Annotated in this window: 20 protein-coding genes; 11 read left to right on the top strand and 9 right to left on the bottom strand. The window is 69.9% G+C overall.

The features are described from left to right. Nucleotides 1-15 precede the first annotated feature (15 nt). Nucleotides 16-1770: a cation acetate symporter gene (locus V1460_RS14910; protein WP_338674204.1), complete on the top strand. Its 1755-nt coding sequence runs from the start codon at nucleotides 16-18 to the stop codon at nucleotides 1768-1770. Continuing rightward, on the top strand, nucleotides 1767-2984 hold the full coding sequence (locus tag V1460_RS14915) for a histidine kinase (RefSeq protein ID WP_338674205.1): 1218 nt from the start codon (nucleotides 1767-1769) through the stop codon (nucleotides 2982-2984). The genes V1460_RS14910 and V1460_RS14915 overlap by 4 nt, the downstream gene beginning before the upstream one ends. Nucleotides 2985-3132: 148 nt before the next feature. Here the strand turns inward: V1460_RS14915 and V1460_RS14920 are convergent, their stop codons facing one another. Continuing rightward, nucleotides 3133-3660, bottom strand: a complete 528-nt coding sequence (locus V1460_RS14920) for a hypothetical protein (RefSeq protein ID WP_338674206.1) — start codon at nucleotides 3658-3660, stop codon at nucleotides 3133-3135. A 221-nt stretch (nucleotides 3661-3881) separates the two neighbouring features. After that, nucleotides 3882-4424, bottom strand: coding sequence for a sigma-70 family RNA polymerase sigma factor (locus tag V1460_RS14925; RefSeq protein ID WP_338674207.1), 543 nt, complete (start codon nucleotides 4422-4424; stop codon nucleotides 3882-3884). A 243-nt stretch (nucleotides 4425-4667) separates the two neighbouring features. Between V1460_RS14925 and lysX the strand changes: the two genes are divergently transcribed. Next, entirely contained in the window at nucleotides 4668-7991 is a 3324-nt protein-coding gene (gene lysX / locus V1460_RS14930) for a bifunctional lysylphosphatidylglycerol synthetase/lysine--tRNA ligase LysX (RefSeq protein WP_338674208.1), read from the top strand. A gap of 328 nt (nucleotides 7992-8319) precedes the next feature. Here lysX and V1460_RS14935 read toward each other — a convergent pair whose 3' ends face one another. Then, nucleotides 8320-8979 carry a class F sortase gene (locus tag V1460_RS14935; protein WP_338674209.1) on the bottom strand — a complete coding sequence of 220 codons (660 nt, stop codon included), beginning with the start codon at nucleotides 8977-8979 and terminating at the stop codon, nucleotides 8320-8322. 308 nt (nucleotides 8980-9287) lie between these two features. Here V1460_RS14935 and V1460_RS36315 point away from each other — a divergent pair, with 308 nt between their 5' ends. Further along, on the top strand, nucleotides 9288-10520 hold the full coding sequence (locus V1460_RS36315) for a hypothetical protein (RefSeq protein WP_407077460.1): 1233 nt from the start codon (nucleotides 9288-9290) through the stop codon (nucleotides 10518-10520). A gap of 93 nt (nucleotides 10521-10613) precedes the next feature. Here the strand turns inward: V1460_RS36315 and V1460_RS14945 are convergent, their stop codons facing one another. From V1460_RS14945 to V1460_RS14955, 3 genes are all read right to left on the bottom strand, one after another. Continuing rightward, nucleotides 10614-11174 carry a hypothetical protein gene (locus V1460_RS14945; RefSeq protein WP_338674210.1) on the bottom strand — a complete coding sequence of 187 codons (561 nt, stop codon included), beginning with the start codon at nucleotides 11172-11174 and terminating at the stop codon, nucleotides 10614-10616. A 219-nt stretch (nucleotides 11175-11393) separates the two neighbouring features. Further along, a complete protein-coding gene (locus tag V1460_RS14950; RefSeq protein ID WP_338674211.1) occupies nucleotides 11394-12158 on the bottom strand; it encodes a DUF4239 domain-containing protein in 765 nt (254 codons plus the stop codon). A 13-nt stretch (nucleotides 12159-12171) separates the two neighbouring features. Further along, nucleotides 12172-12738, bottom strand: a complete 567-nt coding sequence (locus tag V1460_RS14955) for a hypothetical protein (protein ID WP_338678391.1) — start codon at nucleotides 12736-12738, stop codon at nucleotides 12172-12174. Between the two features lie 191 nt (nucleotides 12739-12929). On the opposite strand from V1460_RS14955, the gene V1460_RS14960 reads away from it, so the two are divergent. The 3 genes from V1460_RS14960 (at nucleotide 12930) to V1460_RS14970 (ending at nucleotide 17228) form a co-directional block, all read left to right on the top strand. After that, complete coding sequence (locus V1460_RS14960; protein WP_338674212.1) at nucleotides 12930-13889, top strand: SCO0930 family lipoprotein; 960 nt, start codon at nucleotides 12930-12932, stop codon at nucleotides 13887-13889. A gap of 313 nt (nucleotides 13890-14202) precedes the next feature. Continuing rightward, nucleotides 14203-15015 (top strand): SAM-dependent methyltransferase, encoded by an 813-nt coding sequence (locus tag V1460_RS14965; protein ID WP_338674213.1) that lies wholly within the window; start codon nucleotides 14203-14205, stop codon nucleotides 15013-15015. Then, entirely contained in the window at nucleotides 15012-17228 is a 2217-nt protein-coding gene (locus V1460_RS14970; protein ID WP_338674214.1) for an EAL domain-containing protein, read from the top strand. Before V1460_RS14965 ends, V1460_RS14970 begins: the two co-directional genes overlap by 4 nt. A 75-nt stretch (nucleotides 17229-17303) precedes the next feature. On the opposite strand, the gene V1460_RS14975 is transcribed toward V1460_RS14970, so the two are convergent. Then, nucleotides 17304-18215 (bottom strand): LysR substrate-binding domain-containing protein, encoded by a 912-nt coding sequence (locus tag V1460_RS14975; protein ID WP_338674215.1) that lies wholly within the window; start codon nucleotides 18213-18215, stop codon nucleotides 17304-17306. Nucleotides 18216-18311: 96 nt separating this feature from the next. Between V1460_RS14975 and V1460_RS14980 the strand changes: the two genes are divergently transcribed. The 4 genes from V1460_RS14980 to V1460_RS14995 all read left to right on the top strand — a co-directional run bounded on the left by V1460_RS14980 (nucleotide 18312) and on the right by V1460_RS14995 (nucleotide 22657). After that, nucleotides 18312-19016 (top strand): succinate dehydrogenase, encoded by a 705-nt coding sequence (locus V1460_RS14980; protein WP_338674216.1) that lies wholly within the window; start codon nucleotides 18312-18314, stop codon nucleotides 19014-19016. Nucleotide 19017: 1 nt separating this feature from the next. Further along, nucleotides 19018-21009 (top strand): fumarate reductase/succinate dehydrogenase flavoprotein subunit, encoded by a 1992-nt coding sequence (locus V1460_RS14985; RefSeq protein ID WP_338674217.1) that lies wholly within the window; start codon nucleotides 19018-19020, stop codon nucleotides 21007-21009. After that, the gene (locus tag V1460_RS14990; RefSeq protein WP_338674218.1) at nucleotides 21006-21761 is read left to right on the top strand and encodes a succinate dehydrogenase/fumarate reductase iron-sulfur subunit; all 756 of its coding nucleotides are present in this window, start codon (nucleotides 21006-21008) and stop codon (nucleotides 21759-21761) included. The genes V1460_RS14985 and V1460_RS14990 overlap by 4 nt, the downstream gene beginning before the upstream one ends. Nucleotides 21762-21988: 227 nt before the next feature. Continuing rightward, nucleotides 21989-22657, top strand: coding sequence for a GPP34 family phosphoprotein (locus V1460_RS14995; protein ID WP_338674219.1), 669 nt, complete (start codon nucleotides 21989-21991; stop codon nucleotides 22655-22657). A 368-nt stretch (nucleotides 22658-23025) separates the two neighbouring features. Here the strand turns inward: V1460_RS14995 and V1460_RS15000 are convergent, their stop codons facing one another. After that, a complete protein-coding gene (locus V1460_RS15000) occupies nucleotides 23026-23631 on the bottom strand; it encodes a TetR/AcrR family transcriptional regulator (protein WP_338674220.1) in 606 nt (201 codons plus the stop codon). A 118-nt stretch (nucleotides 23632-23749) separates the two neighbouring features. Then, complete coding sequence (locus tag V1460_RS15005) at nucleotides 23750-24622, bottom strand: 3-hydroxybutyryl-CoA dehydrogenase (protein WP_338678056.1); 873 nt, start codon at nucleotides 24620-24622, stop codon at nucleotides 23750-23752. Between the last annotated feature and the right edge of the window lie 47 nt (nucleotides 24623-24669).

Genomic DNA, 24669 nt, shown 5'->3' on the forward strand with positions numbered 1-24669 from the left:
AGGGGAGAACGGACGGTGAACCAGACCCACGCGGTGGCGGCAGTCGCCTTCGTCGTGCTCGCGACCGTCCTCATCGGCGCACTCGGGCTGCGGATATCCCGCACCACATCGGACTTCTACGTCGCCTCACGCACGGTCGGGCCCGGCCTCAACGCCGCCGCCATCAGCGGCGAGTACCTCTCCGCCGCCTCCTTCCTCGGCATAGCGGGATTGGTGCTGCTCCAAGGCCCGGGGATGCTCTGGTACCCGGTCGGCTACACCGCCGGATATCTCGTCCTCCTGGTGCTCGTCGCGGCCCCGCTGCGCCGCTCGGGCGCATACACGCTCTCCGACTTCGCCGAGGCCCGGCTTGAATCGACCAGCGTGCGCAGACTCGCCAGTCTCTTCGTCGTCGGCATCGGCTGGCTGTACCTGCTGCCGCAGCTCCAGGGCGCAGGCCTCACGCTGGAGATACTCACCGGCGCGCCCGGCTGGGTGGGCGGGCTGGTCGTCGCCTTCGTCGTCACCGGGGCGGTCGCGGCGGGCGGAATGCGATCCATCACCTTCGTCCAGGCCTTCCAGTACTGGCTCAAGCTGACCGCACTGCTCGTACCCGCGCTGTTCCTGGCCGCCGCCTGGGCGGGCGACGACGCGCCGCGCGCACGCTTCGACGCCCCAGCCGTGTTCCGCGAGCACACCGTCGTACGGGTCGGCGACACCGTACGGGTCGAGCTGGAGCAGCCCCTCACCGTCGAAGTCACCGGCACCGTGGACGGCACCCGGTACGACGGTGAGCGGCTCGGTCTCGCCGAGGGCACGCACCGGTTCGACACCGGGACCAGGATCGGCTTTCCGCGCGGCGCGTCCGTCCCCGAACGGGCCACCAGCGGCACGGATCCGTCCAGCTGGTCCCAGCCGCTCGCGGGCGGGCGGGACGGCTACCAGCTGTACGCCACCTACGGACTCATCCTCGCCACCTTCCTCGGCACGATGGGGCTTCCGCATGTCGCCGTGCGCTTCTACACCAGCCCCAACGGACGCGCCGCGCGGCGCACCACCCTGGTCGTCCTCGGGATGATCGGCGTCTTCTATCTGCTGCCGCCCGTCTACGGAGCCCTCGGCCGGATCTACGCCCCGGAGCTGAGCCTCACCGGCGCCGCCGACGCCGCCGTGCTCGTGCTCCCCGAGCGGATGCTCGGCGGGCCCGCCGGAGACCTGCTCGGTGCGCTGCTCGCGGCCGGCGCGTTCGCCGCGTTCCTGTCCACGGCATCCGGGCTGACCATGTCCGTGGCGGGGGTGCTCACTCAGGACGTGCTGCCCGCCCGCGGGGTACGGCACTTCCGGCTCGCCACGGTCGCGGCGACGGCCGTACCGCTCGCCGTCAGCGTCTTCGCCTCCCATGTGCCGGTCGCCGACGCCGTCGGACTCGCCTTCGCCGTCTCCGCCTCGTCCTTCTGCCCCCTGCTGGTGCTCGGCATCTGGTGGCGGCGGCTGACTCCGCCGGGCGCCGCGGCGGGGCTCGTCGCGGGCGGCGGCGCGGCCCTGGCCGCGGTGATGGCGACCCGCACCGGGCTCGCCCCCGGTGGCTGGGCGCACACGCTGATGGCCTGGCCCGCGGTCTGGTCGGTGCCGCTGGGCTTCCTCACCATGGTGTCGGTGTCACTGGCGACGCCCCGGCACATACCGTCCGGGGCGGACGCCATCCTCGCGCGGTTCCACCTGCCGGAGCACCTCGCGTCACGGCCCCAGCCGGCCGATTCGGTGGAAGCGATCCCAGGGAGGCGGCGATGACCGGGATGGCGCTGGCGGCCCTGGCCGCAGCTGCGGCAGTCCTGCTGGTGGCAGGCTTCGGGCTCGGCCGGTTCACCGCACGGCGGGGCACCGGCAACGGCCCCGACCCCGGGCTCGGCACACCGGTCGAACATGCCACCTTCCACACCCTGTACACCGCGTCGCTCGCCGCCCCGCCGCTGCGGTCCGGGCTCACAGAGGACACCGCCCGCAAGGCGTCCCGGCGACTGCGCCCGCTGCTGGGCACCGAGGTGCTCTGCCTGACCGACCGCGAACGGGTCCTTGCCTGGGACGGTCCGGGCGCCGAGCACCATGAGGAGTGGGCGATGGCGCGCGTGGCGGAGGTCCTGGAGTCGGGGCGCGGCCAGAGCGTGCGCACCGGGTGCGCCATCCCTGACTGCCCGCTGCGCTGGGCCGTCATCGCCCCGCTCACCGGCGAGGAAGGGGTACTCGGCACCCTCGTCGCCTACGGCTCCCGAGAGTCCGCGGTGCTGCTGCGCGCCGCAACCGAGGTCGCCCGCTGGGTGTCCGTGCAGTTGGAGCTGGCCGAGCTCGACCGCTCGCGCACCCGGCTGATCGAGGCGGAGATACGAGCCCTGCGCGCGCAGATCTCACCGCACTTCATCTTCAACTCGCTCGCCGCCATCGCCTCCTTCGTGCGTACCGACCCCGAGCGCGCCCGTGAACTGCTGCTGGAGTTCGCCGACTTCACCCGCTACTCGTTCCGCAGACACGGGGACTTCACTCAGCTCGCCGACGAACTGCGCTGTATCGAGCAGTATCTGGCGCTGGCCGGTGCCCGGTTCGGGGACCGTCTCAAGGTGACCCTCCAGATCGCTCCCGAGGTGCTACCGGTCGCCCTGCCCTTCCTGTGCCTTCAGCCGCTGGTCGAGAACGCCGTCAAACACGGCCTTGAGGACTCGGGGCAGGAGTGCCGTATCTCGATCTCCGCCAGGGACGCGGGCGCCGAGGCCGTGGTCGTGGTCGAGGACGACGGGGTCGGCATGGACCCGGCCGAGCTGCGCCGGATACTCGCCGGTGAGCCGGGCCGCTCGCCCGGCATCGGGCTGTGCAATGTGGACGACCGGCTCCGACAGGTCTATGGCGACGACTACGGCCTGGTCATCGAGACGGGCGTCGGGGCGGGCATGAAGATCACAGCCAGGGTCCCCAAGTACCACGCGGGTGTGCACATGGGCTCAGGCGCACCCTGAAGGACGCCCCGGGTGTCCGCCGTGCGGTCGGCTCCTGGGCCCGAGACTGGGCACAGCGGCCGTGGCGGCGCCGGTCCGGACCGACCGGCTGAGGGCGGGTCCTGAACCGGATGCGCCGGGCGGGCCCCGGGCCCGGCGCGCACGCGTCTCAGTACAGATGCATCGCCAGATGTCCGAGCGGCAGTCCGAGGCGCCACGCGGGCGTCCACACCTGCTCCGACTCGTCGACGGCCGGATCCTCCTGGGGCAGTGCCGGCGGCCAGAGCCCCGACTGGTCACCCAGGTCTGCGGCGAGCACCTCGGTGTGCTGCAGCCACCGCCAGGTGTCCCGGGCGAGCTCAAGGTCCGCGTCGGGACCGGTGACATCGCACTCGAACGCCTCGAGCACACCGATACGTTCGCGCACCCACTGCGGCCACGGGTGCCCGTACGCCGTACGGGTCAGCCACTCGTCCAGCCTGGTCACCGTGCGGACACCGGTGGCGGGTTCATCGGCCCCACCGCACAGATAGATAGTCAGAGCCAGTGTGGCCCGGCCCGCTCTGAACTCGACCGTACCGGTCTCCACCAAGCCGCCGGTGCGCAGCAGCTCATCGGCCACGTACTCGGCACACAGCCAGGCCATGGGGACCGCCAGACCGTCTCCACCGGTGCCGTTCGTACCCTCGGGCAGCACTCTCTCCACCTTCTCCCGGACATGCTCGGCGCGGGTCTCGAAGACGAGCCTCCACCGAGAAACACGCGTCAGGGCCGCTCTTTGCTCAACTCGAGCGGCGGATTCCGAATCCTGTCGGCACGGGCCGTTGCACCAGGGGGACCAGACCGGTGAAGGGGTGACCGGGACTGGAGTGAGCCGCCCACCGGCGGTTCGGTACGACGGTCCTCACGCGGCGGCCGTTACGCGGCGACGGCGGGAGCGGCGGCCGCGCGGTGGTATCCGGGCAGCGACCTGGCGAGCTGACGCAGCGCGTAGTGGGAACGCGACTTGACCGTGCCGGCCGGGATGCCGAGCGCCCGGGCGGCCTCCGCCACGCTGCGCCCCTGAAAGTAGATCTGCACCAGCACCGCACGGTGCTCGGGGCTCAGAGACCGCACCGCGGCCCGTACATCCAGTGCGGCGACCGCCCGGTCGGTCGGATCCGCGGGGTCCGGGGTCCCGGCGAGCACAGCGACGCCGATCTCGGTGGGCCGGGCCAGCCGGGAACGGCGGGCGTCGATCGCGAGCCGTCGCGCGACGGTGAACAGCCACGGCCGCATCGACTCGTACGGCGCGGCGAACGCCTCGGGGTGCTGCCAGGCCCGGACCAGGGTCTCCTGGAGCAGGTCCTCGGCCCGCTGCCGGTCCCCGCACGTCAGGCCGAGCAGGAAGTGCAGCAGGGCGGGACCGTGTTCGCGCTTCAGCTCCGCCAGCGCCCGCTCGTCGGTCGTCGCCGTCCCCATCGTCGCCTCCGGTCCGTTTCCGATGTGTCCAGGTGCGTATCCGAACGCATCGAGGGCCGGAACGACAGCCGACGCACGCCGATGTGCGCCGAGTGGTCCGTACGGGGAGGTGAACGGCGCGTTGAGCGGTTGACCGGGCGGCGAGTGCCCGATCCCGGCGCCGCCCGCGCCGAACCGTAGGGGGAGCCGTTGTGCTTCGCCGCCGACAGGCGCCCCGGCACAGGTCTCCCTAGAGTGCGGAACATGAGTGTCAGCGCGGCGGAGCGCTCGGCCTTCACCCGGAGCGGCTTCACGGCGAAGGTGCCGGGCGGCTTCGCGATGTTCTTCGCCCTGCTCGGAGTGTTCTGCGCGCTGCTCGCGCTGATCGCCCCACTGCGCAGGCTGCTGCGGCCCCTGGTGGTGTTCCTCGACGAGAACGTCGTGCCGGTCAGCGCCAACCTCGCCTACGCCGTCTTCCTGCTGCTGCTCGCCGGAGCCATCGGCGCCCGCAAGAAGGTCGCCTGGTGGCTGGTCGTCGTATACCTCGTGCTGATCGCGGTCGCCGACGTCCTGACCGTCGCCGTCGGCCGGTACTGGGAGGTGGTCCCCAATCTCCTGGTGTGCGTGGCCGCCTTCGTGCTGCTGGTCGCCGCCCGGCGCGAGTTCTACGCGCGGACCCGGCGCGCGGCGCTCCGGCGCGCCGTCGCCGTGCTGGTGGTCGGGCTCGCCGCCGGTGTGCTGGTCGGCTGGGGGCTCGTCGAGGTCTTCCCCGGCACCCTCGTGGCCGGACAGCGGTTGCTCTGGTCCGCCGACCGGGTGCTCGGCGGACTCGCATCCGGTCGGCAGTTCGACGGCACTCCGCCCCGAGCGCTCTACTTCCTCCTGGGCCTCTTCGGCGCACTCGCCCTGCTGAACTCAGCTGCCACGCTCTTCCGTTCCCAGCGGATGGAAGCGGCACTGCACGGGGACGAGGAGCCCCGTATCCGCGCGCTGCTCGGCGCCTACGGTTCGCAGGACTCGCTCGGCTACTTCGCCACACGGCGCGACAAGGCCGTCGTGTTCGCCCCGAACGGCAAGGCGGCCGTCACCTACCGGGTCGAGGCAGGGGTGGCCCTGGCCAGTGGCGACCCGGTGGGGGACAAGGGGGCGTGGACACCCGCGATCGAGGGCTGGCTGGACGTCGCCCGCCGCCATGCCTGGGTGCCCGCCGTGATGGGCGCGTCCGAGGACGGCGCCAGGGCGTACGGGCGGTCAGGGCTCGGTGCGATCCAACTCGGTGACGAGGCGATCCTTTACGTGGACCGCTTCGATCTCGACGGCCGCGATATGCGGGTCACCCGGCAGGCCGTCCACCGGGTGCGCAGGCTCGGCGCCACGGTGCGGGTGCGTCGGCACTCCGCGCTGAACGACGAGGAGATGGGGCGGGTCATCGACCGCGCCGACGCGTGGCGGGACACCGAGACTGAGCGCGGGTTCTCCATGGCGCTCGACCGGCTCGGCGATCCCGCGGACGGTGACTGCCTGCTGGTGGAGGCATTCGACGGCGATTCCGCGGCGGCCGGGACCAGGCTGATCGCGCTGCTCTCCTTCGTACCGTGGGGACGTGACGGCGTCTCGCTCGACGTGATGCGCCGCGACCGCGACAGCGCCCCGAACGGCATCATGGAGTTCATGGTGGCGGAGCTGTGCGCGCAGGCCCCGCAGTCCGGCATCCGGCGCATCTCGCTGAACTTCGCCGTGTTCCGCGCCGCCTTCGAGGAAGGCGCCCGGATCGGCGCGGGACCCGTGCTGAGGGCCTGGCGCAGGCTGCTGCTGTTCTTTTCGCGGTGGTGGCAGTTGGAGGCCCTGTACCGCTCCAACGTCAAGTACCGGCCCTCGTGGTATCCCCGGTTCCTCTGCTACGGGGACGCGGGCGCCCTTGCCCGTATCGGTCTCGCGTCCGCGATCGCCGAGGGCTTCGTCTCCGTACCGAGTCTGCGCAGGCTCCGGGGCAACGGGCGACGGCACGCGGTGAGCGGACCGGTGGCCGGGACCGAGGGGCTGCCCGCCATCGAGACGCTGGATCTGGCCGGGCCCGACACCGTACGCCCGATGGGGGAGCGGCGGATGGCGGAGCAGACCCGTATCAGGCACCGCAAACTCGAATGGCTGCGCGAACAGGGTGTCGACCCCTACCCCGTCGGGGTCGCCGGCCCCACCGCCACCCTCGCCGCGGTCCGTTCCGGGCACCCTTCCCCGTTGCCCGGGACGCACACCGGGGAGCACGCCACCGTGGCCGGGCGAGTGATGGCCGTACGAGACTTCGGGGGCATCGTCTTCGCCGTGCTCCGGGACTGGTCAGGCGACCTCCAGATCGCCTTCACCCGTCAGGACTCCGGCACCGCGGCACTCGACGCGTTCCGTGCGGAAGCGGACCTCGGCGACCACATCACCGCCACCGGTGAGATCGGGGCAAGTGACCGCGGCGAGCTCACCCTCTTCGCCGTGTCCTGGCAGCTCACCGCCAAGTGCCTTCGTCCGCTTCCGGACAAGCACCGCGGCCTCGCCGATCCAGAGGCCCGGGTCCGACGGCGCTACCTCGACCTCGTCGTGCGGCCGGACGCCCGCGCCGTCGTACGGGCCAGGTCCGCCGCGGTCCAGGCGCTGCGCCAGGGTCTGCTGGATCGCGGCTACCTGGAGGTCGAGACGCCGATGCTCCAGCAGATTCACGGCGGAGCCAACGCCCGGCCCTTCACCACCCACATCAACGCCTACGACCTCGACCTCTATCTGCGTATCGCGCCGGAGCTCTACCTCAAACGGCTGTGCGTCGGCGGTCTGGAGAAGGTCTTCGAACTGGGCCGCACCTTCCGCAACGAAGGGGTCTCCTACAAGCACAATCCCGAGTTCACGATGCTGGAGGCGTATCAGGCCTTCGCCGACTACGACGTGATGCTCGATCTGGCCCGCGAACTCATCCAGGGCGCCGCCACTGCGGCGTTCGGGTCGCCCGTCGCACACAAGGCGGGACCCGACGGAACGCTCGCCGCCCACGACATCTCCGGGAGCTGGCCCGTCAAGACGGTCTACGGGGCGCTGTCGGAGGCACTCGGCGAAGAGGTCGGGGCCGACACCGGTGAGGACGACCTGCGCAGGCTGTGCGACACGGCCGGAATCCCTCACACACCCGAAGACACCCGGGGCGATGTGGTGCTGGAGATGTACGAGCGGCTGGTCGAGGAGAGGACCGAGCTGCCGACCTTCTACAAGGACTTCCCCACGGATGTCTCCCCGCTCACCCGCCAGCACCGCCGGGACCCGCGCCTCGCCGAACGCTGGGACCTCGTCGCCTTCGGCACCGAGCTGGGCACCGCCTACTCGGAGCTCACAGACCCGGTCGAACAGCGCCGCCGCCTCACCGCCCAGTCACTGCTCGCCGCCGACGGTGACCCGGAGGCCATGGAGCTCGACGAGGACTTCCTGGACGCACTGGAGTACGCGATGCCGCCGACCGGGGGGCTCGGCATCGGAGTGGACCGGCTGGTGATGTTCCTGACCGGGCTCACCATCCGCGAGACGCTGCCGTTCCCGCTCGTACGCCGTCGCTGAGTGCGTCCCGTACAGCCACCGCTGAGAGGGCATCCCGTACTTCGGCCACCGGATCCTGTAGACGGTCGCCGACGGTACCGAGCGGTTCGAGACGATCAACGTGCCTCCGTCCAGCGAGCGCACCAGGTGCGATGGCGGTGCCCTTCCCGGTGGTCCAGGTGCTCGCTGCGACTCATGGTGCGCCCAAGCCACCGCGCACCACGGCAAGCGCAAGCCAGGCATGCCGGGCCACGACTGACCCGGCCACGGCGACCGCCCCGCACACCGGCAAGTCCGACACCTCGGCGACCACCGCCCGTGTGCCACGACGGCGTATCCCTTCGGGTGCTCAGCGGGAGGCGATCATGCGGGCGAAGACGACGACGTTGCCGTCGTAGCCGCCGGCCCGCGAGTAGCCTCCGCCGCAGGTGATCACCCGCAGTTCGGGACTACCGGTGTCCCCGTACACGCGGGCGCCGGGGAAATTCTGCTTCGAGAACACCTCGACTCCGTACACCTCGAAGACGGCGGTCCGGCCGTCGTAGCGGGTCACCTCGATGTGCACGCCCTTCTGGAGTGCGCCGAGACCGTAGAAGACGGCGGGACCGCCGGCGTTGTCGACATGTCCGACGATCACGGCGGTTCCCTGTGAACCGGGGGCGATGCTGTTCTGGTACCAGCCTGCGAGGTTGGTGTCCTGCGCCGGCGGTGCCTCGATCCAGCCGTTCGGGTCGAGGCCGACATCGACGATCGGCGCGTCGACCCGAATGGCGGGGATGGCGATCCGGGACGCGGGCGCGTACGCCAGAGGTACCACCGCTCCGTTCGCGGCGAGCGAGTTCACCTTGCTCTGGCCGCTGTCGAGTGCGGCGGCCACGGCCGGCTGGGGCGGCCCCATCCCCACGTCGACGCCGTTGCGCACCAGCGCCAGGCCGGTGAGCATGACGAGAGCCAGTACGCCCCAGGGTGAGCGCCTCCTCGACTCCGAGCCGGTGTAGTCCTGGCCCATGGTTCTCCCATCTCATCGTGTGCAGGCACGTTAAGCACCCCCGGACGGGACTGCGACTCGGGAGAGGCGAACGGGTGGTACGGCCACTTGGGGTGAGCCCGAACGAGTATTTAGCCGTACAACCTTCCTTATAGCTGTGACCTGCGGATCCGCCAGGTCTCGGCGACTCGGCACGGCGTGTCTGCTCACCGGGGTGGACCAGTTCCGAAATGCGGTGAGAGTGCATTCCGGTGAGTGTTCGTCATGGAGGGCGTTGTCATCGAACTCCGGAGCACCGTTCCGGGGCGCCGTCCACTGGAGGTTCAACCATGCGTGCTTCACGCGCCATCGCGGTGAGCGTCACCGCTTGCGCGGCCATGGGGCTCACGGGGCCCGTGGTCGCCGCCACCAGCAACGGCAATGGCACCGGCCCGAGGAACATCACCCTTTCGCCATCGGCGGTCCACCAGGGCGGGACCATGCACATCCAGGTCGACGGCTGCGGCCGGGGCGGGGTCGTCACGTCCAACGCCTTTCCCACCGCGAACCTGACCACCGGTCGCGACCGCGGTGGGTACTACGGCCCCAACCGCGACCAGGGCGGGAACTCGGCCGCGAAGCCCAACGGAAGCAACCTGATGAACCCCAACGGCAACACGGCTGCCGACCCCAACGGCAACGCGGCCGGGAACACGGCCGCCAACCCCAGCGGGACCGCGAACAAGGTCCCCGACGGGACCGCCGCCGGAAACACCACGGGGAACTCGGCCGGCGACACCTCCGCGAACGGCACCGGGAGCGCAGCCGCGGTCCCCGACGGCAGTGCCACCCCCAACGCCAATGTGAACATCAACGGAAACGAGAGTGCCAACGCGAACGGCAACGGCGACGCCCGTGACCACGGCACCGCGGCCAACGGGCGCGGCACCGGCAACGGCAACGGTACGAACTCCGATGGAGAGGGCACCGGGAACGGCAACGCCAACGGGAACGCGTCCGTCAACAGCGGCGACGACGGGTCGGACAACAACGGGACCGGTTCGGGCAACGGAACCGGGACCGGTTCGGGCAACGGGAACGGCAACGGCAACGGCAACGGGAACTTCAACTTCAATTTCAACCAGAACGAGAACAGCAACGCCAACGCCAATGCCAACGCCGACGCCAATGACAACCGTCGCGACAACTTCAACGACCGCGGCCGTAACAACAACTTTAATGACCGAGGCCGGGGCAACAACAACAACAACCGCGGCAGGGGCGGCAACTTCGACGACCGCTACTTCCGGGTGGGCGGCGGTGTGGCCGATGCCACGGCCCGTATCTACGACAACGCCACGCCCGGCCAGTACAACCTCGCCGTACGGTGCAATGACAGCAACCGCATCGCCACCCGCACGTTCACCGTGTTGTCCGCTCGCGGCGCACAGGGCGGCATCGGTGGCTCGCACCGTCCCTCCACCGCCGAGATGGCCGTGGGCGGCGGGCTCGTCGTTGCCGCGGCGGCGGGTGGCGTGTTCTTCTTCGCACGCCGCCGGCGTATGAGCAGCGGAAGGGTCTGACCGGCCGAACCTCCCGGTCGGCCCGAACCGCCCGTCGCCCCGAGTCCTGGAGGAGGACTCGGGGCGACGGGCTTGGTGGTGCGGATGCGCGGCTCAGTGCGGCCGGTTGCCCAACCGGCGGCGCAGTACGTAGAACAGCCCGCCTGCTGCGGCGGCGACCAGCACCGCACCGGTCGCGATCATCCCGGTGTTCATCTCGCGCACGCTGCCGCCGAGACCACCTCGGACGCCCTGCGGCGAGGCCGACGTCGTCGCTGAGGTGGATGTGGAACTCGTCGTGGCCGCGGCGGCGCCACCCGAGATGTTCAGGTCCGTTGTCCCCGACTGCGCGCCGCAGGTGAAGGTCACCGAGTACACGGCGCCGCGCCGGGCGTCACTGTCGACCATGGCCGTCCCCGTCATGCCGGCGGGGATGGTCACGGTGTCGAAGACCCCTGACGACGCCGTGGCCGGGCTGTTGCAGCCCGAAACGGTCAGCGTGACCTGGCCACCGGGGGCGACGGTCGACGGGGAGACGGCGAACGAGAACGGCTGCTGGCGGGCCGAGCCCGCCGCACCGCCACCGTCGGTGCCGGTGGCCGTCGCGGTCGGCAGGGTCAGGGCGAGGGCTGCCGCTCCCAGCAGAGCGGCGGACGCGATGGGTATCGCGCGCATGGTCAATTCCTCCGTGTCCCCGAGGAGCAGTTGCGGAACGGGTTTCCACAAAGGCAGGGAATGCACCTCGATATCCGAAACGCTAGGAGTGACCCGTTCGTACGCGCGATCGGTGTCGGGCGAATGGGTTATTTGTGTCGCCCGAGTGGCCTACGGAAGGTTTGGAACGGCGTGGTCCCGGCTCTGCCTCATGCTCCGGGCGGCCCCCCGGGCGGTTCGTCAGCCTCCGAGCTTCGGGAAGTACGCGATGAACGGTTCGGCGGTGGTGCCGATGCCCCGTCCGAACGGTGCGTCGAAGTCCCAGATGAGGAAGAGCAGGAAGGCGATCAGAGCGCTGAACAGCCCCGCGAGGAGCAGTTCCCGGAAGGTTCGGCGGATCTGCAGGGTGAAGATCAGGCCCACCGTGACCACGGCGCCGGTGATCAGCCCGAACCAGACCACCCCGGGCATGGTCGCCTCGATGCTACTGCCCCTGGCGCCCCGGGCGTCGTCCACGGCGGCGACCTGGTCGACCAGTGGCTGGTACGCCTGACCCTCATGATCGGTCTTCGGCACATAGTCCGTCACATCGCGCCGCAGCCGGTCGAGCAGACGGGTGCCCTCATCGGTGAGGGAACCCTCTTCGACCATATGCCGCCACTCGGACTGGACCACATGGGTGGCGTAGGCCTCGGCGTCGGCGCGGATCCGGTCGCGTGCCTCCACCGGGTAGACCGCGGCGCGTTCGTACACCTCGTGCAGTGCCTGCGCCTCATGGCGCACGGAGTCCTGGGCCGCGCCGCGGGCCTCCCAGACACCGGCGATGGCCAGACCCAGCACGATGGCATAGACCACGCCGATCATCATCGTCATGTACTCGATGACGTCAGGGGTCTCCGATGGATCGTCGTCGTCGCCGACGCGGCGCTGGTTGATGACGGTGATGGTCAGTACGACCGCGCAGGCCGCAGCCATGGCGATGGTGAGTACGGCCCATTCCGACACGTAGTACCTCGATTCAGGAGCGGGGACGCAGAAAGGCGGCGGCGAGCACCGCGGGGGCGGTGACCAGGAGCGTGAGTGTGACCAGTGAGGGGCCGCCCTGCGGCTCCTTGCGGGCCGGTTTGCGGTAGGCGGGCAAGGCGACCGGGGCCGGTGGCGCGGGCTTCGGCCGGACGGTGGGCTTGGGAGGCGGGGACGGAGTGGGTGACGGGGGCGGAGGTGTTGGTGTTGGTGTTGGTGTTGGTGGAGGAGGAGTAGGAGCGGGTTCGGGCGCGATACGCGGCTGGGGTGGTGGCGGGGGCGGCTTCGGCTGTCGCGGCTTGGGTGTGGGCGCTCCCGCCCAGCAGTCACCCCTGCCGGCGGCCGATGTGGTGGAGTCGAACGAGCCGAACGAGCCGAAGTCGTCGAAGGAGCCGCCGGTGCCGACCGGGCCGGCCGAGGACGGGCCGCCCTGCTCGATCGTCGCGTACGAGCAGTTGTCGGCGGTCGTGGCGGCGGCGAACGGCGAAGGCATCAGCAGCCAGGTGAGTGCGGCGGCTGAGAGCAGCCGTCCGACGAGCGATCCGTACACGCGGATGAGCATGATCCGCCCGTGCCCGGAACACGCCCCTATGGGTGGTGATTCGCCTGATGGAGGGGTTGTCGGCAAGCTCGGGTTTGCCGTGGCGGAACTTTTTTCCTGGTTCTTTGAACACCTTGGCCGCCCCAGCTCGTACTTAGGGCCATGAACGGCGCACCGGCGCCATAAGCGGATCAGGGCTAACGGGAGTTGACATGAATACCTGGCGGAACGCCTCGCTCGCGGTCAGCGCGGCAGCCGTACTGGCGATGACGACGGCGTGCGGCCAGGAGCAGGGCGCGACAACACCCGGTCAGGCCGTCGCGGCGCAGCCCGCAGGCCAGCAGCAGCCCGCCGACGGTTACGGCTCGGGCGCCGGCAGTTCGGCCGCACCCGGCGGAGCCGCCGCCAAGACCGCCGGACAGCTCGCTGTCCTGGAGAGCAAGAAGCTCGGCGAAGTCCTCACCGACAGCGAGGGTTTCACGCTCTACCGTTTCGAGAAGGACACCGTCACCCCGCCGAAGTCCAACTGCAACGGCGACTGCGCGAAAGCCTGGCCCGTCGTGGCCGCCGGCGATGTGACCGCCGCACCCGGTACCGACGCCTCACTGATCGGCGAGGTCACCCGCGCCGACGGCAGCAAGCAGCTCACCATCGGCGGCTGGCCGATGTACCGCTATGCCAAGGACACCAAGCCCGGGGACATCAACGGCCAGGGTGTGGGCGGCACCTGGTACGCCTCTGCCCCAGACGGCAAGAAGGCCGCGGCGGGCGGCGCAGGCGCGGCCGGAGAGGGTGGCAAGCCCGCCGACCTCGCCGGTCTCTCCGTACGCAAGGACCCCAAGCTGGGCGAGATCGTCGTGGACAAGAACGGAATGACGGTCTACCGCTTCATGCGGGACTCGGCCTGGCCGATGAAGACGGCCTGCACGGGCTCCTGCCTGGAGAAGTGGCCGGTCGTCGCTCCGGTCGACAAGAACGACACCGAGGGCATCCTGAAGAAGGGCTTTGTCACCTTCGACCGCCCCGACGGTATCAAGCAGCAGACCATCGACTGCTGGCCGATCTACACCTACTCCGGCGACTCCAAGCCGGGCGACATCAACGGTCAGGGCGTGGGCGGCACCTGGTACGCGGTCTCGCCCCAGGGCAAGCCGGTCGGAGCGCCCAAGTAGACATCCCCACGCGGTGCTCCGACCCGTCGGCCCGTCGTCATGCGCCCCAACGTATGACGACGGGCCGCGCGGTGTGACCGGGGCAGGCACCGAGGGGGCGAGCCGATGAGTACAGTGGGAATACAGGGTGATCGCAGGGCAAACACAGGCAGATCACAGTGGGGTCGACGGCACGTGCCGGGAGCATGTGTGACCAAGAACGGATCGGTAATTTCCGTTTCTGCTCGCTCTCTTGGCGGTCGATCAGTAGCCTCGGCTCGAACACTGGCCTCAATATGGCCGTACGTCCCGTGGCGACTTGTTGGAGACATCGATGGAGCGTCCCGCCTGGGCCCCACCGGGCATCGACATATCGGTGCCGAGTGTGTCCCGAATCTACGACTACTATCTGGGCGGTTCACACAATTTCGAAGTCGATCGGGAAGCAGCGCGCAAGGCCATGGAGTTCGTCCCCGGTCTGCCCAAGATCATGCAGGCCAACCGGGCCGTGATGCGGCGGGCCGTACGCTATGCGGTGAGTGAGGGAATCACCCAGTTCCTCGACATCGGTTCCGGCATTCCGACCTTCGGCAACGTCCACGAAGTGGCCCAGGCGGCCAGCCCGGACGCCCGCGTGGTGTACGTGGACCACGATCCGGTCGCCGTGGCCCACAGCCGCGCCGTGCTGGAGAGCAATGACAACGCGGACATCGCCGGAGCCGATCTGCGCAAGCCGCAGGACATCCTGGACAGTCCCGAAGTGTCCCGCCTGCTCGACCTGGACCGTCCCGTCGCCCTGCTGCTGGTGTTCGTCCTCCATTTCATCGAGGACTCCGACGAACCGCACCGCGCCGTGGCCCGACTCCGCGACGCGCTCGCACCCGGCAGCATGATCCTGGTCACCCACGCCTCCTACGACGGCGTCCCGGTGGAGCGGGAGCGGGTCGGCGCCGCGGTGGACGTCTACAAGGACATCCGCAACCCCCTGGTCATGAGAACCCGCGAGGAGATCGCGGGATTCTTCGACGGTTTCGAACTCGTGGAACCCGGATTGGTGTCGATGGCCGACTGGCGCCCCGACACCCCGGCCGAGCAGGAGGACCCATACGCCTTCTCCGGCTACGCAGGGGTGGGGCGCAAGGCGTGAAACTGCCGTCACAGGCGACGGGCTCGACGGTTGAGCCGAACTGCCTCGAGGACAGACTCCAGCGCTTCGCGACCATCTGGAGCCGGGCGATCTTCCCGGTCACGGCCACCTCGCTGACCCGGGCCGAATTCGAACAGCATCTGCTGCCGCTCGCCCGCAGGCTCAGCGACGCGCTGCACTCCCGTCCCTCCGGCACCGCCGCCAACTCCGCCGCACACGCGGTCGGTGCGGCTCTGGTCGCCGCCCACTGCACCGACCCGGACGCGCTCAGCCGCACACTCGGCGTCGTGGATGCCTATCTGGTCCTGTACTGCGGCAACGGCCAGGAGCCCGCCGAGGACAGTCGCGCCCGCTGCGCTCGGCTGCAGCACGCCATCGCCGCCGGCTACGCCCAAGCGCTGCGCGAGCGCACGCTGAGCGAGCAGGAAGCCATCGCCCGTTCGGCGCTCGCGGCGCGCAGCGACGCGATGGAGGCACTGCACGCCACCGAGACCCGCTTCCGCGCCGTGTTCGAAGGAGCGGCGATCGGGATCGGCATCGCCGACCTGGAGGGCAACGTACTCGAGGTCAACGACACCCTCACCCGGATGTTCGGCGGCCTCGAACACCATGTGCGCGGCCGCAAGGTCAACGAGTGGGTGCACCCGGAAGACCGGCCCAACGTCTGGGACCTCCACGAAGAGCTCATACGCGGCGAGCGCGAACACTTCCGGATCGAGAAGCCGTTCTACCGCAACGACGGCACCGTGCTGTGGACCAACCTCACGGTGTCGCTGCTGCGGGACGCGGAGGGCAGGCCCAAGTACCAGCTGGCCCTGATCGAGGACACCACCGAACGGCGGCTGCTCAACCTCAGGCTGCGGTACGAGGCAACGCACGACGCGCTCACCGGACTGCCCAACCGCACCCTGTTCTTCGAGCGTCTCGAGAAGGCGCTGACCGCGGGAGAGGGGAACAGTTTCGGGCTCTGCTACCTCGACCTGGACGGCTTCAAGGCCATCAACGACAGTCTGGGCCACTCCGCCGGGGACCGGCTCCTCGTGGAGATAGCCGACCGCTTGCAGAGCTGTGCCACGGCGCCCGGCGAGATGGTGGCCCGGCTCGGTGGAGACGAGTTCGTGGCGCTGACCACGGGCAGCGACTCCGGCCGGGACACCATCCGGGACACAAGCCGGGACACCGAGCACGAGACCCGTGAACTGGCCGGCCGGATCCTCGGCGCACTGTCCACACCGGTCATGCTCGACGGACGTGAGATCAGGGTCCGGGGCAGCATCGGCATCGTCGAGGGAGCGGCCGGCGAACGCACCCCGGCGGAGGTGCTGCGCAGCGCCGACATCACCATGTACCGGGCCAAGTCCGCCGGCGGCAACCGCTACGAGTTCGCCGATCCCGAGGCCGATGCCCGTGCGATCACCCGCCATGGGCTGACCACGGCGCTGCCCGCGGCGCTGGAACGCGGTGAGTTCTTCATCGAGTACCAGCCTCTGGTCCGCCTCGGCGACGGCAGTGTGCACGGCGCCGAGGCCCTGGTGCGCTGGTGCCACCCGCAGCACGGTGTGCTCGGACCCGACCGGTTCATCCCGCTCGCCGAGCACACCGGTCTCATCGTGCCGCTCGGCCGCTGGGTGCTCCAGGAAGCCGCCCGGCAGGCCCGCTTCTGGCAGGACCAGCGCCCTGCGGGGCATGACGACCGGACGCTGCGAATCAATGTGAATCTCTCCCCGGCGCAGCTGCACCATCCGGGACTGGTCGCGGACACCGTGGACATCCTGGAGCGCTCCGGTCTGGAACCAGGCGCCCTGTGCCTGGAGGTCACCGAGTCGGCACTGATCGGCGCGGACGAGGACCTCCTCAAGCCGCTGCGGCAACTGGCCGAGATGGGCGTCGACATCGCCCTCGACGACTTCGGCACCGGCTACTCGAACCTGGCGAACCTGCGGCGGCTCCCGGTGAGCATCCTCAAGCTGGACCGATCCTTCACCCAGGGCATGCAGCAGCACCCCGCCGACCCGGTCGACATCAAGATCGTGGAGGGCATCGTCGCGCTGGCCCACAGCCTGGAACTGGCGGTCACCGTCGAGGGCGTCGAGACCGGTGCGCAGGCCGAGCAGTTGCGGGAGCTGGGCTGCGACACCGCCCAGGGCTGGTATTACGCACGCCCGGGCCCGCCGGACCGGCTGCACGCGCTGTCGCTGGCCGACGCCGTGTGACAGATCGGACGAGCCCGGACGTGTCGGTACCACGGCAGCCCGGGAGTGCGGGACACCCACCGCGGCCCCCGTCGCTCAGCCTTCCGCGGTCTGTTCCCCGCCCGACCGTCCGTGTGAGCGCAGCAGCATGTGCTGGAGCTCCCGCGCGGCGCGAGGCGGAGCCACGTCACTGCGGTGCGCCAGCGCGATGGTGCGCCGCAGCCCCGGCGCGGCCAGTGGGGTCACGTGCAGATCCCGGCCGGAACGCCCCGCGACCATGCTCGGCACCACCGCCACCCCGAGCCCGGCCCGAACGAACCCGAGCACCGCGTCCATCTCGCCGCCCTCCACCGTGAACGACGGCTCGAAGCCCGCGGCCCGGCAGGCCGCGACGGTCAGCTCCCGCAAGTCGTAGCCGTGCCGGTACATCACCATGGGCACGCCCTGGAGGTCGGAGATCCGCAGGGGCCGACGCAGGGGAGCCGTGTGCGGCGAGCTCACCACCACCAGGTCCTCCTCCAGCAGCCGCACCGTCGTCAGGGACGGTCCCGGGGCCGGTAGCGGCATGACCACCAGTGCCAGGTCGAGCGCGCCACGCGCCAGCTGCCGTACGAGGTCGTGCGAGCCGCCCTCGTCGATCAGCAGCTCGACGCCCGGGTGCCGGTCGTGGAAGGACCGCAGCACATCCGGCAGCAGTCCTGTGCACACGCTCGGCGTCGCCCCGAGTCTGACCCGTCCGCGGCGCAGCTGCACCAGCTCCTGCACCTCATGGCGGGCCGTGTCCGCGTCCGCCAGGATCCGCCGCGCCAGCGGCAGCAGCGCCTCACCCGCGTCGGTGAGCGCGATGTTGCCGCGGGCCCGGCTGAACAGCTCGGCGCCCAGCTCCTTCTCGAGCGCCCGGATCTGCTGCGACAGCGAGGGCTGCGCGACATGTGTCCGCTCCGCGGCGCGGGTGAAGTGCCGGGTCTCCGCCACGGCCACGAAGTACATCAGCTGCTGGAACTGCACCGGTGTCACGATACCCGCCACGATAGGTGTTGCCTATGGAGATGAGCGGAAGCATGTCTTGGACCTCTCATGCTCATCGGTCTTAGCGTCGTGCGCATGGCTCAGGCAACGCGGACGGTCCACCGCCCGTACATGACGCGCACGCTCTGGCGATCGACCGTCGGCAAGAAGACGGTGATGGCCGTGACGGGGCTGATCATGCTCGGGTATCTGGTCGTCCATATGCTCGGCAATCTCAAGATCTTTTTCGGCCGGGACGAGTTCAACGGGTACGCGCACTGGCTGCGCACCCTGGGGGAGCCCCTGCTGTACTACGAGTGGGCGCTGTGGGGCGTCCGTGTGGTGCTGCTCGCGGCCGTCGTGCTGCACGCCGTCTCGGCGTACCAGCTCAGCAGGCGCGACATCCGTGCCCGGCCCGCGAAGTACGTCCACAAGCGGCCCCGGGCGAGCTATGCCACCCGGACCATGCGCTGGGGCGGGATCATCCTCGGGCTGTTCATCGTCTGGCATCTGCTGGACCTGACCACGCTGACCGTCAACGAGAACGCACAGCACGGCCGCCCGTACGAGAACGTCGTCGCGAGCTTCTCCACCTGGTACGGCAACACCGTCTATCTGACCGCGATGCTCGCCCTCGGCCTGCACATCCGGCACGGCTTCTGGAGCGCCGCCCAGACCCTCGGCGCCGGCAAGGCGTCCCGCGACCGCGCCCTCAAGACCGCCGCCGACGCACTCGCTCTGGTGCTGACGGCGGGCTTCGTCTCGGTACCCGTCGCCGTCATGACGGGACTGGTGAACTGACATGAACGAACAACACGACCCTGGCATGTACACGGAGTACTCGACCGGCGAGCCGATCACCGACACCGTGGCCCCGGACGGTCCGATCGCCGAACGCTGGGACCGCCGCCGCTTCGAAGCGAAACTGGTCAACCCTGCCAACCGCCGCAAACACACCGTCATCGTGGTCGGTACCGGTCTTGCGGGCGGTTCGGCCGGCGCCACGCTCGCCGAACAGGGCTACCACGTGATCCAGTTCTGCTACCAGGACTCGCCGCGCCGCGCCCATTCCATCGCCGCTCAGGGCGGTATCAACGCCGCCAAGAACTACCGCAACGACGGCGACTCCGTCCACCGCCTGTTCTACGACACCGTCAAGGGCGGTGACTTCCGCGCACGCGAGTCCAATGTGCACCGCCTCGCGCAGATCTCCGTCGAGATCATCGACCAGTGCGTCGCCCAGGGTGTCCCGTTCGCCCGTGAGTACGGAGGGCTCCTCGACACGCGCTCGTTCGGCGGCGTGCAGGTGTCCCGTACCTTCTACGCCCGCGGCCAGACCGGCCAGCAGCTGCTGCTCGGCGCCTACCAGGCGCTGTCCCGGCAGATCGCCGCCGGCAACGTCGAGATGCATCCGCGCACCGAGATGCTGGACCTGATCGTGATCGAAGGCAGGGCGCGGGGCATCGTGGCGCGCGACCTGGTCACGGGGAGTATCGACACCTACTTCGCGGACGCGGTGGTGCTCGCCACCGGCGGCTACGGCAATGTCTTCTTTCTGTCCACCAACGCCATGAACTCCAACGCCACCGCGGTCTGGCGGGCACACCGGCGCGGTGCGTACTTCGCCAACCCGTGCTTCACCCAGATCCACCCCACGTGCATCCCGCGCACCGGCGACCACCAGTCCAAGCTGACCCTGATGAGTGAGTCGCTGCGCAACGACGGGCGCATCTGGGTACCCAAGGCGCAGGGCGACCGGCGACGACCCGACGAGATCCCCGAGTCGGAGCGCGACTACTACCTGGAGCGGATCTACCCCTCGTTCGGCAATCTCGTCCCCCGCGACATCGCCTCACGCGCCGCCAAGAACGTCTGCGACGAGGGCCGGGGAGTGGGCCCCGGCGGTCAGGGCGTATACCTGGACTTCGCCGACGCGATCCGCCGAATGGGCCGGGACAAGGTCGAGGAGAAGTACGGCAACCTCTTCGACATGTACGAGCGGATCACTGCGGAGAACCCCTACGAGGTACCGATGCGGATCTACCCGGCCGTGCACTACACGATGGGCGGGCTGTGGGTCGACTACGACCTCCAGACCACCATCCCAGGGCTCTTCGCCATCGGCGAGGCCAACTTCTCCGACCACGGCGCCAACCGCCTCGGCGCCTCCGCTCTGATGCAGGGTCTCGCCGACGGCTACTTCGTGCTGCCGTCCACCATCAACGACTACCTCGCCCGCAACCCGCACAGCGTCCCGGTCGATGCCACGCACCCGGTGGTCGCCGAGGTGCTCGCCGAGACCGAGGACCGGCTTCGCCTGCTGCTCGCCGTCGACGGCGACCGCACCCCCGACTCCTTCCACCGCGAAGTCGGCCAACTCATGTGGGAGTTCTGCGGAATGGCACGCACCGAAGCAGGCCTGCGCGAGGCCTTGGCCCGGATCCCGAAGATACGCGAGGAGTTCTGGCGGCGTATCAAGGTACCCGGTGGCGTGGGGGTCCCCCCGGCGAAGCGAGGAAGAGCGTTCAACCAGGCGTTGGAGAAGGCCAACCGGATCGTCGACTACCTGGAGCTCGCGGAATTGATGTGTCTGGACGCGCTCCATCGAACCGAATCGTGCGGCGGCCACTTCCGTGAGGAGTCCCAGACCCCGGACGCTGAGGCGGCACGCAAGGACGACGAGTTCTCGTATGCCGCCGCCTGGGAGTTCACCGGCGACGGCAGGCCCCCCGTCCTGCACAGGGAAGACCTCGTCTTCGAGTACGTCCACCCCACCCAGCGGAGCTACGCATGAAGCTCAGACTGCGCGTCTGGCGCCAGCGGAACGCGGACGCGCCCGGCGCCATGGCCACCTACGAGGTGGCCGGGATCTCGCCGGCCATGTCGTTCCTGGAGATGCTCGACACCCTCAACGAGGAACTCATCCTGCGCGGTGAGGACCCCGTCGCCTTCGACCACGACTGCCGCGAGGGTATCTGCGGCGCCTGCTCCCTGGTCATCAACGGGGACGCGCACGGACCCGAGCGCACCACCACCTGCCAACTCCATATGCGCTCCTTCGAGGACGGCGACACCATCGACATCGAGCCCTGGCGGGCCTCGGCGTTCCCGGTGGTCAAGGACCTGGTGGTGGACCGCTCGTCGTTCGACCGGGTCATCCAGGCCGGCGGGTATGTCTCCGTGCCCACCGGCGCCGTCCCCGAAGCCCATGCCACCCCCGTTCCGAAGGCCGACGCCGACCACGCCTTCGAACACGCCGAGTGCATCGGTTGCGGAGCGTGCGTGGCGGCCTGCCCCAACGGGTCGGCGATGCTGTTCACCTCGGCGAAGGTCAACCACCTCAATGTGCTCCCGCAGGGCGCGCCCGAGCGCGAGAGCCGGGTGCTCGACATGGTGGCCGCCATGGACGAGGAGGGTTTCGGCGGCTGCACGCTGACGGGGGAGTGCGCGACGGCCTGTCCCAAGGGGATTCCGCTGCCGTCGATCGCGGCGATGAACAGGGAATGGCTGCGGGCGGTGCGCAAGCAGGGCAAGCGGGGGAAGTAGGGCGCGCCGAGCGCCGCTGCCGCACCGCTCGGCGGTGCGGCAGCGGGACGTGCTGTGTCCCGCACGCCGGACTCTCGGCGCACGGGGCCGGCGGGGAACTGGTGCGCGCGGTCGTTCCGCTGGACCGGGCAGGTGAGGCGTACGACAGGATGCTCTCGGGCGCCGCACGCTTCCGGATGGTGCCCGAGACCGGCTGACACGGCACCCTGAGGGCGGATCGGATTCATATGACCACAGCACGGGACCTGATGATCATCGCCTTGCACACGGAGCCCGGCCGCTCCGTGGAACACGGCGACTTCTCGCTCGCCGTCGCGGGCGCGGAGGTGATCGACCTCATCCGTGCCGGGGCGGTGGCCCTGGACGGCGACCGCATCGTGCCCGGCACCCCTACCGCCCACGGCGACTCCCTGCAGGACCAGGCCGCGGAGTCCGTGGTTCGCGAGCGACCGTACGAGTCGGTGGACGACTGGCTGTGGCGCAGGGGCCGGGGCCTCTCCACGGCTTATCTGGCGGCGCTCGAAGCGGACGGTCTGCTCAGCAGGCCGCGCCGCCGAGGGTTGACCTTCCGCTCGCGGCGTGTCGAGCCCGCCGATTCGCCGGCACTCCGCGACGCCCTGGGTCGCTGGGTGTCGGGTGAGCCCGTGCTGGTCGCCCTCGCCACGGCGGTGCGTATCCGGCGCGAGGGCACCGCCGACCACGCGGGCGCGGGTGCCGACGCGGATGCGGATGCCCAAGCCGAGCCCGAATCCGGAGCCGATGTGCCGAGCACGGGAGACGACGCGGTGGACACCGTGCTCGCCGCCGTGTACGGGTCGCTGACGGAACTGGAGGCCCTGAGGCAGCGGCGTGCCATCGAGCAGGCCGCCTTCGACAACGTCTGGCGCGGCGAGTAGCAGACCGGTGGCCGCTTGCCGCTGTACTCGATGAGGGGCAATCAGGGCGTCGAGAGGTGTCCGGGACCGATGCGGCGCGCACATGGACGCATGGGTGGGACATGGCCGGGCCGGTCGTGTCCTGCTTCCGCATGATTTCCCGCGAGTGGTGAGAGGACCTCGCGTACCGGCTGCTCTCCACCGGCGAGGACGGCCAGCAGATCTAGGCGAGAGCGAAGGCGGCACTGCGGTCCTACTTCGACCGGCTGGTCAAGGAGCGGCGGCACACCCCGGGAAGCGACCTGATCGGCGCGCCGGCCGCGGCCAAGGACGGGGCGCTTCCCGGTCGAACTGCCGGTGACCTGGTAGCCGTGCGGTGCCTGTCGTCCTCAGATCTCCGGGAACGCCCCGGGGACGCCGAGGGCGGGCGCCACCGCCCCCCAGATCGCCGCCTGCGCCGAATCCAGTGTCACCCGTGGGTCGCCCAGCATCAGCCGGATGCCGAACCCGTCGCACATCACCAGCAGCAGCGTGGCGGTCGCGTCCACATCGAAGGGCGAGAACTCGCCCGAGTCGATGCCCCGCCGCAACGCGGTGCCGACCCAGGTGTGCAGTTGGTCGTACAGATCCACGGCGAACTTCTGCGTGGCGTCATCGCGCAGCGCCCGCACCCACAGCTCCTGCCACAGCCGCCAGTCCTGCCTGAGCACCGGGTCGGTCGGCAGCAGACTGTGCAGGATCCGCGCCAGGATCACCGAAGCCGGCACGGAACCGGCGTCCCGTTCGAGCTCGGTGCTCGTATGAGCGAACGAATGGGTCATCGCCTCGGTGAACAGCTTCTCGCGGTTCTCGAAGTGGTAGTGCAGCAGTGCTGTCGAGACACCGGCGTGTTCCGCGACCATGCGCATGCGGATCTTCTCGAAGCCGACCTCGGCGATCACTTCGCAGGCCGCGGACAGGATCCGCTCACGTGTCTCGCGAGTGCGTTCGGCCATGGCCACGTGGATACCCCCTGGGGTCGGTCCTGCGGTGCGGTCTCTGCGCCGGGCCGCGCCGACGCCACCTCCCATCTTCGCGTATCCACGCCGGTGGCGGTCCCGGGCCAGGCGAGATCTACCGGTACGTGTGGAAGCCCCGGCCCGACTTGCGGCCGAGCAGACCCGCCTCGACCATCCGGCACAGCAGGGGCGGCGGAGCGTAGAGCGGCTCCCGGAACTCCTCGTACATGGACTCCGCGATCGCCCGGGTCGTGTCGAGACCGATCAGGTCGGTCAGCGCGAGCGGGCCCAGCGGATGCGCGCAGCCCAGCGTCATCGCACGGTCGATGTCCTCGACGGAGGCGGTTGCGGCCTCCGCCATCCGGACGGCCGCCAGCAGGTAGGGCACCAGCAGCGCGTTGACGATGAACCCGGACGTGTCCCTGGCTCTCACGACCCGCTTGCCGAGCACGCCCTCGGTGAACGCCTCGGCACGCAGGACGGTCTCGTCGGAGGTCAGCAGGGTCGGCACCAGCTCGACCAGCGGCAATACGGGCACCGGGTTGAAGAAGTGGAGGCCGATCACCTGTTGTGGCCGCGAGGTGGCCGCCGCGAGCCGGATGACCGGGATGGACGAGGTGTTGGTCGCCAGTACGGCGTCCGGGTTCTTCACCACCGCGTCCAACCTGCTGAACACCTCCACTTTGAGGTCCGCGTCCTCGGCGACGGCCTCCACGACCAGGTCCCGGTCCGCCAGCTGGCTCACATCGTCGACGACCGCGATCCGGGCCAGTGCCGCGTCCCTGTCGGCGGCGGACAGCTTGCCCTTGTCCACGGCGCGCCCCAGTGACTCCGCGATCCGCGCCCGGCCGGATTCGGCGGCGGCACCCGACTCGGCCACCACGACGTCAAGACCCGCCCGCGCACATACCTCGGCGATCCCGGACCCCATCAGCCCGCACCCCACGACGCCGACCCGTTCGATGGGTGGCTGCCCGGTCTCGGCCATGGTCTCCTCCTGCGCGCCGTTCTCGGCACCTTTGGTGTTCGTGGTCG

The sequence above is a fragment of the Streptomyces sp. SCSIO 30461 genome (genome assembly GCF_037023745.1).
GTDB lineage: Bacteria > Actinomycetota > Actinomycetes > Streptomycetales > Streptomycetaceae > Streptomyces.

What these genes read in the sequence shown, in the direction of transcription:
- V1460_RS14915 (WP_338674205.1), top strand. Translation starts at nt 1,767, where the DNA reads ATGACCGGGATGGCGCTGGCGGCCCTGGCCGCAGCTGCGGCAGTCCTG.
- lysX (WP_338674208.1), top strand. Translation starts at nt 4,668, where the DNA reads ATGAGTGTCAGCGCGGCGGAGCGCTCGGCCTTCACCCGGAGCGGCTTC.
- V1460_RS14990 (WP_338674218.1), top strand. Translation starts at nt 21,006, where the DNA reads ATGAAGCTCAGACTGCGCGTCTGGCGCCAGCGGAACGCGGACGCGCCC.
- V1460_RS15005 (WP_338678056.1), bottom strand. Translation starts at nt 24,622, where the DNA reads ATGGCCGAGACCGGGCAGCCACCCATCGAACGGGTCGGCGTCGTGGGG.
- V1460_RS14980 (WP_338674216.1), top strand. Translation starts at nt 18,312, where the DNA reads ATGGCTCAGGCAACGCGGACGGTCCACCGCCCGTACATGACGCGCACG.
- V1460_RS14935 (WP_338674209.1), bottom strand. Translation starts at nt 8,979, where the DNA reads ATGGGCCAGGACTACACCGGCTCGGAGTCGAGGAGGCGCTCACCCTGG.
- V1460_RS36315 (WP_407077460.1), top strand. Translation starts at nt 9,288, where the DNA reads ATGCGTGCTTCACGCGCCATCGCGGTGAGCGTCACCGCTTGCGCGGCC.
- V1460_RS14960 (WP_338674212.1), top strand. Translation starts at nt 12,930, where the DNA reads ATGAATACCTGGCGGAACGCCTCGCTCGCGGTCAGCGCGGCAGCCGTA.
- V1460_RS14955 (WP_338678391.1), bottom strand. Translation starts at nt 12,738, where the DNA reads ATGCTCATCCGCGTGTACGGATCGCTCGTCGGACGGCTGCTCTCAGCC.
- V1460_RS14995 (WP_338674219.1), top strand. Translation starts at nt 21,989, where the DNA reads ATGACCACAGCACGGGACCTGATGATCATCGCCTTGCACACGGAGCCC.
- V1460_RS14925 (WP_338674207.1), bottom strand. Translation starts at nt 4,424, where the DNA reads ATGGGGACGGCGACGACCGACGAGCGGGCGCTGGCGGAGCTGAAGCGC.
- V1460_RS14965 (WP_338674213.1), top strand. Translation starts at nt 14,203, where the DNA reads ATGGAGCGTCCCGCCTGGGCCCCACCGGGCATCGACATATCGGTGCCG.
- V1460_RS15000 (WP_338674220.1), bottom strand. Translation starts at nt 23,631, where the DNA reads ATGGCCGAACGCACTCGCGAGACACGTGAGCGGATCCTGTCCGCGGCC.
- V1460_RS14945 (WP_338674210.1), bottom strand. Translation starts at nt 11,174, where the DNA reads ATGCGCGCGATACCCATCGCGTCCGCCGCTCTGCTGGGAGCGGCAGCC.
- V1460_RS14985 (WP_338674217.1), top strand. Translation starts at nt 19,018, where the DNA reads ATGAACGAACAACACGACCCTGGCATGTACACGGAGTACTCGACCGGC.